The following is a 17,652-nucleotide window of genomic DNA, read 5'->3' on the forward strand; positions in this document are numbered from 1 at the left end:
AGGGAACTTACTCCCAATTGCCTGTGAGCGTTCCTTCTTCCATGGATCCGAATTTTAATCCTTCAAATCCAACAATCTTCATACGCTCGTCCTTGTAGTTTGCGATCAGTTGCGGGTCCATCCCGTTAAGCAAGTCGTCATAATAGCAATAAGCCTCCACCACCTGTACGGTCAGGTTTGAACTGGTCAGCAACTCCCCTGAGGTCATGGTGAAAGTAATTCCGGTCGTATAAGGTACATAGCGCAATGAATCGGTGGCGAATCCCTGGTGGAACAGTGAATCCAGAACCGGAACAAAAGTATTCTCACGAGTAATCACTCCCTCATTCAGCGCTTTTTCCCTGGCCTTCTCAAAGCCCAGCTCATCGAGCCACTCTTCAGGAATATCACCTATCGCCTTTACAACGGTAAATGATGCTGTATCAACGAAAGCAATCAGCGTATCAAAACTGCCTGTATATTTCCTGTAGACATCTTTGTATGCTTTTTGTGCTTCCCTGATGTCAATAAGCCGGTCGATGGTCGCCAGCTCGCGGGTTTCAACTTCCTGATTAAACCTGATCGGTTCTATGATACTATCAACAATCAGATACCCTAACACAATGATTATTAATACGAACAGAATCTGGATTACTCTTCTCATGGGGTATTTTTTTAGCGTTTGCACACAAATTTAACAAAAAAAATAAATTATATATTTTTAATCGCGCAATAATTGAAAGGGATGCTTAGAAAATTCATAATTGACAGATTGTTAGAGAATCTCGAGTTTAAGCCCACTTTGAGTCAGGAGGATCTGGTCCGTGAGCTGGGGGGCTTTCTGGCATCTGAGGAGAGCGGGGAGATCATGCTGGTGAAAGGCTATGCAGGAACGGGAAAAACCACTCTGGTGAAAAGCCTGGTAAATACGCTGGCTGAATTAAAACAAAGGAGTGTTCTGCTGGCTCCAACGGGAAGAGCCGCCAAGGTACTGACTGCCTATTCGGGTCATCCGGCATGGACCATTCATAAGAAGATTTACCGGCAGAAAGCGGGGAAGGACGGATTGGGAGACTTTGTACTGGATCGGAATCTTCATAAGAAGACCTGTTTCATCGTGGATGAAGCGTCCATGATCGGCGACCGTTCACCAGACACTTTTTTCGGTTCAGGCGATCTGCTCCGCGACTTGCTTGATTATGTGGAGGCAGGCTCGGAATGCACCTTGATCCTGGTAGGGGATACAGCTCAGCTGCCGCCGGTGGGACTGGATATTAGTCCGGCCCTGAACCGAGGACGCCTGGAGGGTTTTGGATACCGTGTCAGAGAAATTGAACTGACCGACGTGGTGCGTCAGGCAGAAGGTTCGGGAATTCTGTTTAATGCCACCTCCATCCGGAACCTGATTACGGACGGGCTGGAAGAATACCCGAGTTTTCATTTCGATTCATACCCCGATATTTCTTTAGTGAATGGGTCTGAGGTGCTGGAATCGATTTCTTCAAGTTATGAACACTACGGGGCTTCGGATACCATTGTGGTGACTCGCTCCAATAAAAGGGCCAATCAATTTAATGCCGCTATCAGGAACCAGATTCTGTGGAGGGAAGAACAGTTATCCCAGGGGGATCTTTTGATGGTTGTAAAAAATAACTATTTCTGGAAAGATGTGGATAAGCGCATCGATTTCATTGCCAATGGAGATATCATCCGGGTGGAGAAGGTCATTGCCACTGAAGAGGTTCACGGGCACAGGTTTGCCAATATACGGATCACCCTGCCCGATTATCAGGATTTGGAGTTGGAGGTGAAAGTGCTTCTGGATGTCATCGACCTGGAGGCTCCGTCCCTGAGCTACGACCAGCAAAAAACTCTTTATCTATCTGTAGCAGAAGATTATCCTTATGTTTCCGGTAAAAAGGGAGTAGCCGAAAAGATATCGGCGGATCCTTTTTACAACGCTCTTCAGGTGAAATTTGCCTATGCGGTTACCTGTCACAAGGCCCAGGGTGGTCAGTGGAAATCGGTTTTTCTGGATCAGGGCTATTTTACCGATGAAATGCTTACCCTGGATTATCTGCGCTGGTTGTATACGGCCTTTACCCGGGCCTCGGAAAAGCTTTATCTGGTCAATCTTGCCAAACAGTTTACTCCCCGATAATCTTCACAAGCGCACGTTTGCGTCGCTTGCCGTCGAATTCTCCGTAAAAAATCTGTTCCCAGGGCCCAAAATCGAGACGACCGTCTGTAATGGCCACCACGACCTCTCTACCCATCAGTGTCCGTTTAATGTGTGCATCCGCATTATCTTCAAAACCATTGTGTCTGTATTGGCTGTAAGGTTTTTCCGGAGCCAGTTTCTCCAGCCATACTTCGAAGTCGTGGTGCAACCCGGCTTCATCATCATTGATAAAAACCGAAGAGGTAATGTGCATGGCATTTACAAGGGCCAGTCCTTCCTTTACACCGCTCTCCCGCAGACACTCTTCCACCTGGGAAGTGATATTGATCAATTCCCTGCGCTTTTTAATTTCGAACCAGAGTTCTTTCCGAAATGATTTCATGGGATTTGTTTTAGATTAACTTCAGTTCCTGCTGAATATCAAGAATTTTGTTTTCCAGTTTCGCTTTTACCATCTTGTAGTCTTCCCTTTTTTCCAGTTTGGCGGAGACGCTGAAATAGAATTTGATCTTGGGTTCAGTACCCGAAGGCCTTACTGAAATCTTACTCCCGTCTTCAAGGATAAACTGGAGCACATTGGATTCAGGAAATTCGAGAGGAGTCTTAGTCCCGGTGAGGCAGTTTGTGCTCTGCTTCTCCAGGTAGTCGTGTATGGTAATGACCCTGGAGCCGCTCAGTTCTTCAGGAGGATTATTCCTGAAACCGGCCATCATCTGCTGGATCTCTTCTGCTCCCGATTTTCCTTTCCTGACCACATTGATCAGGGATTCCTGGTAGCAGGAGAATTTCAGGTACATTTCCAGCAGAATATCATAGATACTGAGGCTCCGGCTTCGTGCCCAGGCAGCGAGCTCAGCCAGCATGGAACAGGAGGCTACCGCATCTTTGTCCCTTACGAAATCGCCGATCATAAAACCATAGCTCTCCTCACCTCCACCTATAAAGGTCATTTGATCCTCATTCTTCCGGATGATATCAGCAATGAATTTGAAGCCGGTCAGTACGTCCCAGTAGGGAACCTGATAGTGCCTGGCCATATCGGCAATCAGTTCGGTAGTTACAATGGTCTTTACAATATACTCCTTGCCGCTGAGCCTGCCCCGGTCGGACCATTGCGACAGCAGGTAATAGGATAGCAGGGAGGCAGTCTGGTGACCATTTACCAGGATCAGTTTACCACGGTCGTCCCGGATAGCGATCCCCACGCGGTCGGCATCCGGATCGGTGGCCATGACGAGATCTGCCCCCACAGCATCGGCTTTTTTCAGGGCCATGTCCAGGGCGGCCGGTTCTTCGGGATTGGGAGATACCACTGTAGGGAAATTTCCATCTACCACATCCTGCTCGGGAACATGATAGATCCGGGTGAACCCCAGTTTCTTTAAGGCCCTGGGTATCAGTAAGACCCCGGTTCCGTGGATAGGAGTATATACGATTTTTATATCATGGTGAGCTGCAATCAGCTCCGGGTTGATGGATAGTTTTACCACCTTATCTATATACAGAGCATCCATCTCTTCACCCAGGGAAATGATTTTCCCCCTGTCCCCACCGAACTTTACATCTCCGATGGATTTTATCTTCTGCACTTCCCGAATGATATTCACATCGTGAGGATGAATAATCTGAGCCCCGTCTTCCCAGTATGCTTTATACCCGTTATACTCCTTTGGATTATGCGAAGCAGTGATCACCACACCGCTCTGGCAACCCAATTGCCTGATGGCAAAACTGAGCTCCGGAGTGGGCCTTAAGCCGTCAAAGAGATAGGCTTTGATTCCATTGGCCACACAGATCTGTGCCGTGATCTCTGCAAACAGAGGGCTGTTATTCCGGCAATCATATGCTACGGCCACACTGATTACCTCTCTGTCGCTGAACTGTTTAAGGAGGTAGTTGCAGAGTCCCTGGGTGGCCATACCAACGGTATAGATATTCATACGGTTGGTTCCCACTCCCATAATTCCGCGCAATCCACCGGTCCCGAATTCCAGATCGCGATAAAAGCTTTCGCTTAACTCGGCTTCATGGTGGTCGATCATTTCGCGAATGGCGGCTTTGGAATCTTCATCGATGGGACTGTTCAGCCATTGTTCTGCCTTTCGACTGACTTCTTTCAGCATGTTTTGGTTTTCCATGGGTTCTTCACTATTTATAACAAATCTTGTATACACCTCTCCAGGCTTGTTCTCCAGTAGGGGACGTCGACACCATAAACTTCCTGGATCCTGGTTTTGTTGAGCACGGTGTAAGCCGGACGTTTGACTGCTCCCGGGAATTCGTGGCTTTCCAGTGGCACCACTTTGGCTTTGCAACCAATCAGCCGGCATATTTCCATGGTCATGTCGTACCAGCTGCAAACCCCGCTGTTTGAATAATTGAATATGCCCGGAACAAACTGGATCATATCAGAATCCACATCAGAGATAATCTGCATAATCGCTCTTGCCAGGTCCTCCGCATAGGTGGGAGTGCCCACCTGATCGTAGACTACCCTCAGGTCGCTTTTCTGATCCATCCGGTTGATTATGTTTTTTACAAAGTTTTTTCCAAAAACACTATAGAGCCAGGAGGTTCTTATGATCAGGGCCCTGGGATGCCCCCGCAATACATTTTCCCCCTCCAGTTTGGTCCTGGCGTATACACCACGGGGGCCCGTTGGGTCGTCCTCCCTGATGGGCCGGGGTTGTTCGCCCCGGTAAACATAATCGGTTGAGATATGGATGATGCGGACAGTCCGGAATTCTTCCAGGCAGTCTCTGAAATTAACCAGGATATCGTGATTGAGTTTCCTGGCCTGCTCCGGCTCCTTCTCGGCACCTTCCACGTCTGTGTATGCGGCACAGTTTATAATAAAATCCGCCGGTTTTGCTGCCAGGTATGATTTTAAAGCTGTCAGATCGGTGGCATCCAGTTCCTCCACATCTGTAAATGAATAGGTCTGACGGAACCTGTTTCTCATTTTTTTTATTTCTCTTCCAAGTTGACCATTTGCACCGGTTACCAGAACATGACTCATAACAATGAATTTAAGGTTGTACAAAATAGGGCAGCTTCCTGTCCTTCTCCGAAATGATTGCCTTTTCAGGATCGATTTTCCAGTCTATATTCAAAGTGGGATCATCAAATCGGATTCCTGCTTCGGACTCCGGATGATAGTACTCAGTGCACTTGTACTGAAGGATGGCCCGGTCCGAAAGCACCGAATAACCATGTGCAAATCCTTCAGGTATGATCAATTGCAAAAAGTTTTCCGCACTGAGTTCTACGGCGAACCACTTTCCATAGCTGGGCGACCCGGGTCTTATATCCAGGGCAACATCCAGAACAGCACCTTCACTTACCCGGACGAGCTTGGCCTGGGCAAATGGAACTTTCTGATAGTGCAAGCCCCGGATTACCCCGTAAACAGAGCGACTTTGGTTGTCCTGGATAAAATCATATCTAAGTCCTGACTGTTCCAGACCCTGCTTGTGATAGCTTTCATAAAAATATCCCCTGGGATCATGAATCACCTTTGGTTCCAGTACCAGGAGTCCTTCAATACCGGTTTCTATTATCTTCATCATTCTAAATACCTGAGCTATGAAGTTTTTCTTTGGCTAAGTTCAGGAGGTATTGCCCGTAAGAGCTGTTTTGCATCTGGCGGGCAAGTACCAGCAATTGTGCTTTATCAATGAATTTCATCTGATAGGCAATTTCTTCTATGCAGGAGATTTTCAGTCCCTGTCGTTTTTCAATGGTATGTATGTAGTTGGCAGCCTGCAAAAGGCTGTCCTGGGTGCCCGTATCCAGCCAGGCCATCCCCCTTCCCATGATCCGGACCCTCAGGCGCTTCTCTTCCAGGTAGAGCCTGTTCAGATCGGTGATCTCCAGCTCGCCCCGTTTGGACGGCCTGAGTGTTTTTGCCTTTGCGATCACATCATTCCCGTAAAAATAAAGCCCGGTCACTGCATAATTGGATTTGGGATGTTCGGGTTTCTCTTCCAGGCTTAGTACCTCCCCTTTGGGATTAAACTCAACCACCCCGTACCGATTGGGATCGGAGACGTAGTAACCAAACACCACCGCACCGTTTTCAAGGGCTGCTGCTTCTTTTAGTGTATTTCCAAAACCGTGTCCATAGAAAATATTATCACCCAGGATCAGACAAACCGGCTCATGCCCTATAAAATCTTCCCCTATAAGGAAGGCCTGAGCCAGCCCGTCCGGTGAAGGCTGTACGGTGTAACTCAGAGAGAGTCCGATCTGACTGCCGTCATCCAGTAGATTTTGATACAGATGCAGGTCTTCGGAGGTGGAGATAATGAGAATTTCCGTGATTCCTGCGAGCATCAGAACAGAGAGGGGGTAATAGATCATGGGTTTATCATAAACCGGAATGATCTGTTTTGAAATGGACTTTGTAATCGGGTGAAGCCGTGTCCCGGCACCTCCGGCCAGAATAATACCTTTCATATTGAACTTTTTAGAAGATGATCAAAATAGCTGATTGTTTTCTCAAGTCCGGTCTCCAGATCCACCACCGGGTTCCAGCCGTCCAGGAGCTTTATTGCAAGACTGATATCGGGTTGGCGCTGAACCGGGTCATCCTGGGGCAGAGGAAGGTAGGTAATCTTCGAAGCAGAGCCGGTCATGTCAATAATCTTCTTTGCCAGCTCCAGGATGGAAAATTCTGCAGGATTTCCGATATTGACCGGACCCGTAATCTGATCGCCCGTTTCCATCATCCGGATCATGCCAGTAAGCAGATCATCCACATACTGGAAGCTTCTTTTCTGGGATCCATCCCCATAGACGCTTATGTCCCGGTTCTGAAGTGCCTGTACAATAAAATTGGAAACCACCCTGCCATCGTTGGGATGCATTTTGGGACCATAGGTGTTAAAAATCCGGATAATCTTGATTCTCACCTGATTTTGCTGATGATAGTCCATGAAAAGGGTCTCGGCACACCTTTTTCCTTCGTCATAGCAGGAGCGGACTCCAATGGGATTTACATGGCCCCAGTAGGACTCGGGCTGGGGATGTACCTTGGGATCTCCGTACACCTCACTGGTGGAGGCCTGTAACACTTTGGACCTGATCCTTTTGGCCAGTCCAAGCATATTGATTGCCCCCATCACAGAGGTTTTTACAGTTTTTATGGGATTATACTGGTAATGAATGGGGGAGGCCGGACAGGCCAGGTTATAAATCTCGTCCACTTCTGCAAAATAGGGACTGGTGATATCGTGGCGGATCAGTTCAAAATAGGGATTCCCGAGCAGGTGAGCAATGTTTTTTTTGGACCCGGTGAAATAGTTGTCCAGGCAGAGAACTTCATGACCTTCCCCCAGCAAACGTTCACACAGCTGTGATCCGATAAAACCAGCTCCACCGGTTACGAGAATTCTTTTCATCTTAATCAGGGTTTAACAGCTTGTCTTCCAATGCTGTAATAAGTAAAACCATGCTCTAGCATCTCCTCGGCATCATAAATATTACGACCATCAAAGATCACTTTCTCCCGCATTAGTTTCTTCAGTACACCAAAGTTCAGTACGCGAAACTCCGGCCATTCTGTGACCAGAATCAGTCCGTCCGAATCGATCAGAGTCTCATATTTGTCACTGCAAAAATCCAGCTTATCTCCCAGTACCCGTTTGGCCTCCTCCATGGCAACCGGGTCATAAGCCCTGATCTCAACTCCTTCCCCGGAAAGTTCCTCAATAATCCGGATGGAGGGGGCTTCTCTCATATCATCTGTGTGAGGTTTGAAAGAGAGGCCCCAGAGTCCTATTTTTTTACCTCTCAGGGAGCCGCCGAAATGCGCTTTCAATTTCTCGGGAATCACCAGCTTTTGATTCTCATTAACCAGTTCCACCGCTTTCAGGATTTCCAGGGAGCGCTTATATTCATCACCCGTGCGGATCAGGGCTTTCACGTCTTTTGGGAAACAGCTTCCTCCATAACCGGCTCCGGGATATATAAACTTGTTACCAATACGTGAATCACTGCCAATTCCTTTTCTGACCATATTCACATCTGCGCCAACCACTTCACACAAATTGGCAATATCGTTCATAAAACTGATCTTCGTTGCGAGCATGGAATTGGCAGCATATTTGGTCATTTCGGCCGAGGTGATATCCATGAAGATGATCGGATGACCATTGAGCAGGAAGGGTTTATAAAGCCGGCGCATCAGCTTTTCGGCACGATCCGAATCTCTGCCGATAACAATCCTGTCGGGTTTCAGAAAGTCATTAATGGCGTCACCCTCTTTCAGGAATTCAGGATTGGATGCCACGTCAAACTCCAAGTTAAGGCCTCTTTGCTTCAGTGCTTCAGCAACCTTCATCCGGACCTTTTCAGCGGTCTTGATGGGAACTGTACTTTTCGTGGCAATGACCAGGTAGTCCTGCATATACTTTCCGATTTCCCCGGCAACATTGAGCACATATTGAAGATCGGCACGTCCGTCTTCATCGGGTGGGGTTCCGACAGCGATGAAAACCGCTTCACAATCCAACAGGCTCTCTTTCAGGCTTGTGCTGAAAAAAAGACGGCCGTTTTCCACATTGTTACTGACCATGTTTTCCAGTCCCGGCTCATAAATGGGAATGATTCCCTGCTGCAGGTTTTCAATCTTTTTTTTATCAATATCTACGCAGGTGACCGTAATACCTGTTTCTGCAAAACAGGTGCCTGATACCAGGCCGACATATCCTGTTCCAATAACTGCTATCTTCATATACTGAAAAATTGATTTATTGATGGTAAAGTTAATTTTTTTAATAGATACCCACGACAGATGTTTTGCCAGTTTTCAATACCCTGAGCGTGCTTTTCGGCCAGAGGCGGTCTATCTGATTGCAGATGATAGTTCTTCGGCGCTTTAAGCCTTCCTTTATTTGGGCATTTACACTCATTTTGTTAACTTTGCGGCTTGTTTAAGCAATTATAATGTCTAACTTATTAATTTTAAGAGAATTATCTAATGTCTAAGTCTAACGAGAGTAAAAAAGTGGATCCCAACGAAGTTGAGACGACCGCCAGTGAACCTAAAGAGACAAGCCCTGTGGTAAGCGAAGAGAATTCTGCTGCCGAAGCGGCTGAGCCTGTAACTGAAGAACCTGCAGCTGAAGAACCTGCAGCTGAAGAACCTGCAGCTGAAGAACCTGTAGCTGAAGAGCCTGTAGCTGAAGAGCCTGCAGCTGATGAAATGCCCCCAAAGAGTACCAATAATGACTCTAAGGTACTTGCATCCACCGATACCGGTGTGGAAGATTTTAACTGGGAAGAGTTTTCGGCCGATGATATGGAAACATCCGGAAATAAGGCTGAGTATGAGAAATTATACTCGGACACCCTCTCCACTATTGCCGAAAACGAGGTGATCGACGGTACAGTGATCTCCTTGGATAAGCGTGAAGTGGTTATTAATATCGGGTACAAATCAGAGGGAGTTATCTCCATTAGCGAGTTCCGCTATGATCCCGATCTGAAGGTGGGAGATAAGGTGGAGGTGTACGTGGACAGCCAGGAAGACAAAAAGGGTCAACTGGTACTTTCCCATAAAAAAGCCAGGGCCATACGGTCCTGGGACCGTGTGAACCAGTCACTGGATCAGGATGAGGTAATCAAGGGATACATTAAGTGCCGGACCAAGGGTGGTATGATTGTAGATGTGTTCGGAATTGAAGCCTTCCTGCCCGGCTCTCAGATTGATGTAAAACCCATCCGGGATTACGATGCCTATGTGGGTAAGAATATGGACTTTAAGGTGGTGAAAATCAACCACGAATTCAAAAACGTTGTCGTATCGCATAAAGCACTGATCGAAGAGGAGCTGGAGCAGCAGAAAAAAGAGATCATTGCAAAACTGGAGAAAGGACAGGTTCTGGAAGGAACCGTGAAGAATATTACCTCTTATGGTGTATTTATTGACCTGGGCGGAGTAGACGGACTGATCCATATCACGGACCTCTCCTGGGGCCGGGTGAATCATCCCGAGGAGATTGTCGAACTGGACCAGAAACTGAATGTGGTTATCCTTGATTTTGATGATGACAAGAAAAGGATTGCCCTGGGTCTGAAACAGCTGACCCCGCATCCGTGGGATTCGTTGGACGAGGCTATGAAAGTGGGCGACCAGGTGAAAGGCCGGGTTGTTGTTATGGCCGATTACGGAGCCTTTGTCGAAATTGCTCCCGGTGTTGAAGGTCTGATTCACGTGAGTGAGATGTCCTGGTCGCAACATCTTCGTAGTGCCCAGGAATTTATGAAGGTGGGTGACGAAGTGGATGCCGTTATCCTGACCCTCGACCGTGAAGACCGTAAAATGTCGCTGGGTATGAAGCAACTGAAAACCGATCCCTGGGAGAAGATTGATGAGCTTTACGGAGTTGGAACCAAGCACACAGCCAAGGTTCGGAACTTTACCAATTTCGGGGTATTTGTGGAGATAGAAGAGGGAGTGGATGGACTGATTCATATTTCAGACCTGTCCTGGACCAAGAAGATCAAGCATCCGGCCGAATTTACTTCCATTGCTGCCGATATCGATGTGGTGGTTCTTGAGATTGACAAGGATAACCGTCGCCTGAGTCTTGGGCACAAGCAGCTGGAAGAGAACCCATGGGATGTCTTTGAGAGTGTGTTTGGTGTAGATTCGATCCATGAAGGAACCATTATCGAATTGATGGACAAGGGTGCTGTAGTTGCTCTTCCTTACGGAGTTGAAGGATTTGTTACTCCCAAACACCTGGTAAAAGAAGATGGATCTCCTGTAAAAATGGATGAGAAATTAGATTTTAAGGTGATTGAGTTTAATAAGTCAGCAAAAAAGATTATCTTGTCTCATAGTCGCATCCATGAAGACGAGAAGAAGTCTTCTGGCCGTTCTACCAGTCAGAGTGAGGGTGCAGAAGTCAGGAAGGCAACCAGGAAGCTGAAAACCAACCTGGAGAAAACCACCCTGGGTGATATTTCCGAACTTGCAGCCCTGAAGTCTGAAATGGAAGAGAACCAGAAGAGCGCTAAGAAAAAAGAGGAAGGTGACAAAAAAGAGTAAAATATAACCTTTTTAAAACCAATTTATTCAGCTATGGAATTCAAGATTGACAAATTTGAAAACCACACTTTGATAAAAGTTTTGGAGGAGAAGCTGGATACTCATATTGCCCCGACTTTGAAGTCAGAACTGGTACTTGTATCAGGAAATGGTGAGAAGAATATTGTTCTTGACCTGGGCAATTGCAGGTATTGTGATTCTTCAGGACTAAGTGCGATTCTGGTTGCCAACCGGCTGTGCAAAAATGCCAATGGCACCTTTGTATTGACCGGTTTGAATGATGCAGTTGAAAGACTGATTACCATTTCCCAGCTTGACACGGTACTGAACATTTCAAATTCCCTGGAAGAAGCAGTCTCTCTGATTAAGGAGGCTGAATAAAAGATTTCCGGGTGTCATTTGAGCTGACAATACTGGGTAGCAGTGCCGCACTGCCTACATCCAAACGATTTCCAAGCGCTCATCTACTTCATGCAGGTGGGCGTTTTTTTTTAATTGATTGCGGAGAGGGAACCCAGATCCGGCTCCGGCAATTCGGAATTAATCCGTCGAAGATCCACCATATATTCATCTCCCATCTGCATGGAGATCATGTGTTCGGTCTCTTCGGTCTTCTTTCATCCCTTGGGATGATGGGGCGCAAGCTCCCCCTTTTCCTTTACGGTCCCCAGATTCTGGAAGAGTATATGCAATCCTATTTCAGTTTTTTCGGATCATTACCTTATGAAGTGAAAATCCAGAGCCCTCAGGAGGAAACCGGCTTCATTTTTGAAAGTGATCAACTAAGCATCAGGGCCATATCCCTGAAACACAGGACCCCGGCTTACGGTTACCTGTTCAGGGAGAAGCCCAGGCTCCTGAATGTAAAAAAAGAGCAGATCGAAGCATATGGCCTCGGGATTGCCGATGTGCATCGAATAAAGCGGGGGGAGGATTTTGTAAGCAGTTCGGGGGAGGTGATCCCCGTGCATCAACTGACGCTGCCCCCCTTTCGGCAACGATCCTATGCCTATCTTTCAGATACATCGTTTTGTCCGGAACTGGCAGAGCAGGTTAAGGGGGTCGATCTGCTGTTTCATGAAGCCACCTTTTCGGAGAAAGATAAAAAGCTTGCTGCCCAGACCCGGCACTCCACGGCCAGGGAGGCTGCAACCGTGGCCGGGTTGGCCGGTGTCCGGAAATTGCTTATCGGCCATTTCTCCAGCAGATACAAGGATCCTGCCCTGCTGGAGAATGAGGCCAGGGAGGTATTTGTGGATTCCCATGCCGTGAAGGATGGGGATATCTATTCCGTTCCTGCGGAGCGGCTATCCGGAGAATAATAGTAATTTTGCAGCTATTGTGCCATTAAAACCAGTGAACAGGTGAATGAAAAAATTCTGATCCTTGATTTCGGATCACAGTATACGCAACTAATAGCCAGGAAGGTAAGGGAGCATAATGTATATTGCGAGATACATCCTTTCAGCAGGTATCCGGAGCCTGACGAATCTGTGAAGGGGGTGATTCTTTCCGGAAGTCCTTTCTCTGTGCGGGATGAACATGCTCCCATTCCCGATCTGAAAGCCATTAAGGGAAAGTATCCTTTGCTGGGCATTTGTTACGGGGCGCAGTACCTTTCTCATCATTACGGGGGTGAAGTGAAGCAGTCCGATTCCAGGGAATATGGCAGGGCGCGATTAAGCTATATCAGAGAAGCCCACCCCCTGATGAAGAATCTGAAACACAATACCCAGGTCTGGATGTCCCACGGGGATACCATCAATACGCTTCCCGTCGATTATGAGATAATAGCCAGTACGGGAGAGGTGAAGGTAGGCGCCTATGCCTCTGTAAATGAGCCCACTTTTGGATTACAGTTTCATCCGGAGGTATATCACACCACGGAAGGGAAGACCATACTCCATAATTTCCTAAAAGATATTTGCAGGTGTGCCATGGACTGGACTCCTGAGATTTTTGTGGAGAGTACGGTAGATGAACTGAAGAAGAAACTGGAGAATGACAGGGTGGTGCTGGGACTTTCAGGTGGAGTCGATTCCACGGTGGCGTCCATATTGCTGCACCGGGCCATCGGGTCCAGGCTGACCTGTATTTTTGTGGATAACGGCCTGCTCAGGAAAAATGAGTTTTCTGAGGTGCTGGAGTCATATAAGGAGTTGGGATTGAATGTGATCGGGGTGAATGCCAGGGATAAGTTCATTGATGACCTGGAGGGAATAAGCGATCCGGAAGCAAAGAGAAAAAGCATTGGCAGGAATTTCATCGAGGTATTCGATCAGGAAGCAAAGAAACTGGAGGAGGTAAAGTGGCTTGCACAGGGCACCATCTATCCGGATGTTATTGAATCGGTTTCCGTGAACGGGCCTTCGGTGACCATCAAGTCGCATCACAACGTGGGTGGTTTACCCGAGAGGATGCACCTGAAAGTGGTTGAACCTCTCAGGTTACTTTTCAAGGATGAGGTCAGAAGGGTCGGGAAGGCGCTGGGAATACCATCCTCTTTTCTGAAGAGGCACCCCTTTCCTGGACCCGGTCTGGGCATCCGCATTCTGGGAGAGATAAACCGGGAAAAAATCCGCCTGGTGCAGGAGGCCGATGATATCTATATTAAAGCACTGCACAGGTATGGACTGTATGACCGCATATGGCAGGCAGGGGCCATTTTACTACCGGTCCAGTCGGTTGGTGTGATGGGTGATGAGCGTACCTATGAATATGTGGTGGCTTTAAGGGCGGTCACCTCTACCGACGGAATGACCGCCGATTGGGGACATCTGCCCTGTGAAGTGCTCAGCCAGGTATCCAATGATATTATTAACAAAGTACGCGGAATCAACAGGGTGGTTTACGATATCAGTTCAAAGCCACCTGCAACTATTGAATGGGAATAAGGGTTCCGCAACTGATCTACCCAACTTTCTAAGGAGTTAAGGGTTTAAACAGGGAACAAAAGGAGAAAAACATGAATCGCATATACAGGATCATGGTGCTTGCTTTGCTGGCATTTGCACCGCAGATGATACGGGCTCAGTGGAATGTGGAAGCCATCAAGCTGGCCCAGGTGATGGAGAAGGTCAGCCATTTTTATGTGGACTCCATTGATGAAAGTGATGTGGCGGAACGTACCATTGTACAAATGCTTCACGAACTGGACCCGCATTCTTCATACCTGAGCAAGGAGGATATGGAGGAGCTGAATGAACAGCTGGAAGGTGAATTTGAGGGGATTGGAGTGAGTTTTAATGTGCTGGACGATACCATATATATTATCAGGGCAATTTCCGGAGGTCCCTCCGAACGTGTGGGGATCATGGCCGGGGACAGGATTTTAAGGGTAGAGGGTGAAAATGTGGCAGGTACCGGGATAACAACCCGGGAGGTACAGGGGCTGCTGAAAGGTGAAAAGGGGAGTACCGTGGAGCTTACTGTAAGACGGCGGCAAGTAAATGAGCTTCTGGATTTCTCCATTACCAGAGATAAGATCCCGGTAAACAGCCTGGATGCTGCATATATGGTGAACAGCCGGATTGGATATGTGAAGCTGGCCCGGTTCTCCCATACGACCATTGATGAATTTGAAAGGGCCATGAAAACGTTAAAGGAACAGGGGATGGAGGATCTGATCCTGGACCTGTCGGGGAATGGAGGCGGCTGGCTTCCCGTTGCTGTGGAACTATCCGATCATTTTCTCTCGGGGAACAAGGAAATCGTGCGGACAGAAGGCTCCAAGGTACCCGACCGCAATTACCGGGCAAGGAGTCCGGGGCTCTTTGAAAAAGGAAATCTGGTGGTGATGATCGATGGCAATTCAGCCTCCGCCAGTGAAATTGTCAGCGGGGCCGTGCAGGATTGGGACCGGGGCGTGATCGTGGGCAGGCGCTCCTTTGGGAAAGGCCTGGTCCAGCAGCCATTTATGTTAAACGACGGTTCATTGATCCGGCTCACCGTGGCCAGGTATTACACCCCGACGGGCAGGTTGATACAAAAGCCTTACGAAAACGGGTATGAGGAGTATGCCCAGGATCTGATCAATCGCTATAACCAGGGAGAGCTTTCCAGTGCCGATAGCATTGAGTTCCCTGAATCGCAGAAATACAAAACCCTTTTACTGAACAGAACCGTATATGGCGGAGGGGGAATCATGCCCGACTACTTTGTACCTGTGGACACTTCCAACTATTCCACCTACTACCGTCATTTGATAGGAAGGGGGATTTTTAACCGCTTCGCTCTTCAGTATGTGGATGAAAACAGAAAGGAATTGAAAAGCAAATTCATGGATTTCAACTCATTTAACGCCGGATATACCACACCGAAACCGGCCCTCGATGAGCTGATTTCATTTGCCACCGGGGAGGGACTGGAATTCAATGAAGAGGAATGGAGCGTTTCATCCGCTCAGATCTCCCTACTGTTCAAAAGTTACATGGCCAGGGATCTGTGGGGAATGGAATACTTTTATGAAGTATTTAATCCTGCCGATGATGTGTTTAGAAAGGCCGTTGAAATATTGGAAAATCCCTCCCTGCTGCAGCAAAAGCTGGCCAGAGCAGACTAAGCTTAAAGAGAGCCGATGACCGGTGACGAGAAATTTCATGCGAAAACCCTGAAAGGCCTGGAGCCTTTACTGGCTGAAGAGTTAAGTTCCCTGGGAGCGAGCCGGACAGTGATTGGAAACAGGGGAGTTACCTTTTTTGGAGGGAGGGCACTCCTGTACCGGGCGAATCTGGCCTCCAGGCTGGCATTGCGGGTCTTACTCCCGATCCTGCACTTTGAGGCAAGCGATCCGGATTCGCTCTACAGAATGGTCAGGCGCTTCGACTGGTCACGCTACCTGGACAACCGGATGACTTTCTTTATCGACTCCGTTGTTCATTCTCCCCACTTCAACAACAGCCAGTATGTTTCCCAGAAGGTAAAGGATGCCATCGTGGATCGCTTCAGGGAGGCTACCAGCCTCAGACCCTCGGTGAACAAGGAGCAACCGGATCTGCTTATTAATGTTCATATTTCCGGCAATTGGGTTACTATCTCCCTGGATAGTTCCGGGGGATCGCTCCACAGGCGCGGATATCGCACTGGTCACGGGTATTTTGAGGCACCTCTCAATGAGGTGTTGGCTGCGGGCATGGTAATGATCTCCGGATGGAAAGGTCTAACACCTTTTCTGGACCCCATGTGTGGTTCCGGTACGCTGGCCATAGAGGCGGCATTGATAGCTGCCAATATACCTCCGGGAATCTTCAGGAAGCATTATGGATTTGAGAACTGGAAAGATTTTGACAGGGACTTGATGGAACATGTGGTCCGCAATCTGTCTGATGAAAGGGAGGTGACAGTACCGATCTTAGCCAGGGACGCGGACCCTGAGGCCGTCGAACTGACCCGGCGCCAGGTAAAACAGATGGATTTGCAGCACATAATAAATGTGGAACAGGGCGACTTTTCCCAAAGGGATGGAATGGAGGGAGCTACCCTGATCATGAATCCTCCATACGGTGAGCGATTGAAGCCGGATGATATAGAGTCCTTATATTCTATGATCGGGAGCACCTTAAAACATAAATATCCGGGGTCCGATGCATGGATTCTGTCCTCAAGCAAAAAAGCACTGGGCAGGGTAGGCCTGAAACCAGCTGGTAAAAGAGTTCTTTTCAATGGTTCACTGGAGTGTTCTTATGTGAATTATCTTACCTTCCCGGGCAACTGGAAGGATCATAAAGCACAATCTGCAGGGAATCAAAAAAAATAGCGGATTTGATAAAATTTCGTTGCCATAAGAGGGTTTTTTTATCTATATTAGTTAACGAAACTTTTTTTTATATTTGCTGACCAGATCAGTAAATACCAAGTCCATAAAAAGAAGCCTAAATGAGCTTTGATATCAACGAGTATTACTCCAGACTGAATGGTGGCGATGTACTAATGGCTTTCAAAGGGAGTATCACCAGTGAGCTTATAAGCAATGTACTTGAAGTCGTCGAGTCCAGGATGGATGAGTTCAGTGAAACTTCAAAGATCCGGAAGAAGGTTTATAACGTACTGGTCGAAAGTCTCCAGAATCTCTATCATCATATTGAAGTTTTACCCGATAAGATGCAGAAAGAATTTGATGACAAATTCGGGATTCTTGTGGTCAGCCGTCAGGATGATAAGTACAAAATATCAACCGGAAACTTTATTTCCCAGGATAAGGTGGATGTGTTAAGGAATAAGATTGACAAGATCAATTCCATGAGCAGGGAGGAACTTAAGGATATGTACAAGTTTATTCTGAATCATCAGAGACTTTCAGAAAAGGGCGGCGGCGGCCTTGGGCTGGTAGACATTGCCCGCAAAACCGCGAACCTGTTGGAATATACATTTGAGAAATACGACGATACCTATTATTTTTTTAATCTGGATGTCTTTATCGATTTATAGGTATTAT

Annotated in this window: 16 protein-coding genes; 8 read left to right on the top strand and 8 right to left on the bottom strand. The window is 47.5% G+C overall.

The features are described 5' to 3' along the window. Nucleotides 1–7 precede the first annotated feature (7 nt). Complete coding sequence (locus P1P86_02825; GenBank protein ID MDF1574109.1) at nt 8–643, bottom strand: hypothetical protein; 636 nt, start codon at nt 641–643, stop codon at nt 8–10. Between the two features lie 81 nt (nt 644–724). Here P1P86_02825 and P1P86_02830 point away from each other — a divergent pair, with 81 nt between their 5' ends. Continuing rightward, nucleotides 725–2,140 (top strand): AAA family ATPase, encoded by a 1,416-nt coding sequence (locus P1P86_02830; GenBank protein ID MDF1574110.1) that lies wholly within the window; start codon nt 725–727, stop codon nt 2,138–2,140. On the opposite strand, the gene P1P86_02835 is transcribed toward P1P86_02830, so the two are convergent. The 7 genes from P1P86_02835 to P1P86_02865 are packed head-to-tail and all read right to left on the bottom strand — an operon-like array spanning nt 2,127 to nt 8,897. Beyond that, a complete protein-coding gene (locus tag P1P86_02835; GenBank protein MDF1574111.1) occupies nt 2,127–2,543 on the bottom strand; it encodes a secondary thiamine-phosphate synthase enzyme YjbQ in 417 nt (138 codons plus the stop codon). The two genes, P1P86_02830 and P1P86_02835, sit on opposite strands and share 14 nt — an antisense overlap. Before the next feature lie 10 nt (nt 2,544–2,553). Beyond that, entirely contained in the window at nt 2,554–4,299 is a 1,746-nt protein-coding gene (locus P1P86_02840) for a phospho-sugar mutase (GenBank protein ID MDF1574112.1), read from the bottom strand. 14 nt (nt 4,300–4,313) lie between these two features. After that, complete coding sequence (gene rfbD / locus P1P86_02845) at nt 4,314–5,180, bottom strand: dTDP-4-dehydrorhamnose reductase (GenBank protein ID MDF1574113.1); 867 nt, start codon at nt 5,178–5,180, stop codon at nt 4,314–4,316. Nucleotides 5,181–5,190: 10 nt separating this feature from the next. Then, nucleotides 5,191–5,727 carry a dTDP-4-dehydrorhamnose 3,5-epimerase gene (gene rfbC, locus P1P86_02850; GenBank protein MDF1574114.1) on the bottom strand — a complete coding sequence of 179 codons (537 nt, stop codon included), beginning with the start codon at nt 5,725–5,727 and terminating at the stop codon, nt 5,191–5,193. Nucleotides 5,728–5,731: 4 nt separating this feature from the next. Then, nucleotides 5,732–6,619: a glucose-1-phosphate thymidylyltransferase RfbA gene (gene rfbA, locus P1P86_02855; protein MDF1574115.1), complete on the bottom strand. Its 888-nt coding sequence runs from the start codon at nt 6,617–6,619 to the stop codon at nt 5,732–5,734. Next, nucleotides 6,616–7,563: an SDR family oxidoreductase gene (locus P1P86_02860; protein ID MDF1574116.1), complete on the bottom strand. Its 948-nt coding sequence runs from the start codon at nt 7,561–7,563 to the stop codon at nt 6,616–6,618. Before P1P86_02860 ends, rfbA begins: the two co-directional genes overlap by 4 nt. Before the next feature lie 5 nt (nt 7,564–7,568). Beyond that, nucleotides 7,569–8,897 (bottom strand): UDP-glucose/GDP-mannose dehydrogenase family protein, encoded by a 1,329-nt coding sequence (locus tag P1P86_02865; GenBank protein MDF1574117.1) that lies wholly within the window; start codon nt 8,895–8,897, stop codon nt 7,569–7,571. Nucleotides 8,898–9,368: 471 nt separating this feature from the next. Between P1P86_02865 and rpsA the strand changes: the two genes are divergently transcribed. The 7 genes from rpsA to P1P86_02900 all read left to right on the top strand — a co-directional run bounded on the left by rpsA (nt 9,369) and on the right by P1P86_02900 (nt 17,645). After that, nucleotides 9,369–11,219, top strand: a complete 1,851-nt coding sequence (gene rpsA, locus P1P86_02870; protein ID MDF1574118.1) for a 30S ribosomal protein S1 — start codon at nt 9,369–9,371, stop codon at nt 11,217–11,219. 33 nt (nt 11,220–11,252) lie between these two features. Then, on the top strand, nt 11,253–11,600 hold the full coding sequence (locus P1P86_02875; protein MDF1574119.1) for an STAS domain-containing protein: 348 nt from the start codon (nt 11,253–11,255) through the stop codon (nt 11,598–11,600). An 11-nt stretch (nt 11,601–11,611) separates the two neighbouring features. Beyond that, nucleotides 11,612–12,541, top strand: a complete 930-nt coding sequence (locus tag P1P86_02880) for a ribonuclease Z (protein MDF1574120.1) — start codon at nt 11,612–11,614, stop codon at nt 12,539–12,541. A 42-nt stretch (nt 12,542–12,583) separates the two neighbouring features. Next, nucleotides 12,584–14,113, top strand: a complete 1,530-nt coding sequence (gene guaA, locus P1P86_02885) for a glutamine-hydrolyzing GMP synthase (protein MDF1574121.1) — start codon at nt 12,584–12,586, stop codon at nt 14,111–14,113. A 71-nt stretch (nt 14,114–14,184) separates the two neighbouring features. Continuing rightward, a complete protein-coding gene (locus P1P86_02890; GenBank protein MDF1574122.1) occupies nt 14,185–15,780 on the top strand; it encodes a S41 family peptidase in 1,596 nt (531 codons plus the stop codon). A gap of 15 nt (nt 15,781–15,795) precedes the next feature. Beyond that, nucleotides 15,796–16,974, top strand: coding sequence for a THUMP domain-containing protein (locus P1P86_02895; protein MDF1574123.1), 1,179 nt, complete (start codon nt 15,796–15,798; stop codon nt 16,972–16,974). 119 nt (nt 16,975–17,093) lie between these two features. Next, nucleotides 17,094–17,645 (top strand): SiaB family protein kinase, encoded by a 552-nt coding sequence (locus P1P86_02900; protein MDF1574124.1) that lies wholly within the window; start codon nt 17,094–17,096, stop codon nt 17,643–17,645. Nucleotides 17,646–17,652 lie beyond the last annotated feature (7 nt).

The organism is Bacteroidales bacterium (genome assembly GCA_029210725.1).
In the GTDB taxonomy this organism is placed as follows: domain Bacteria; phylum Bacteroidota; class Bacteroidia; order Bacteroidales.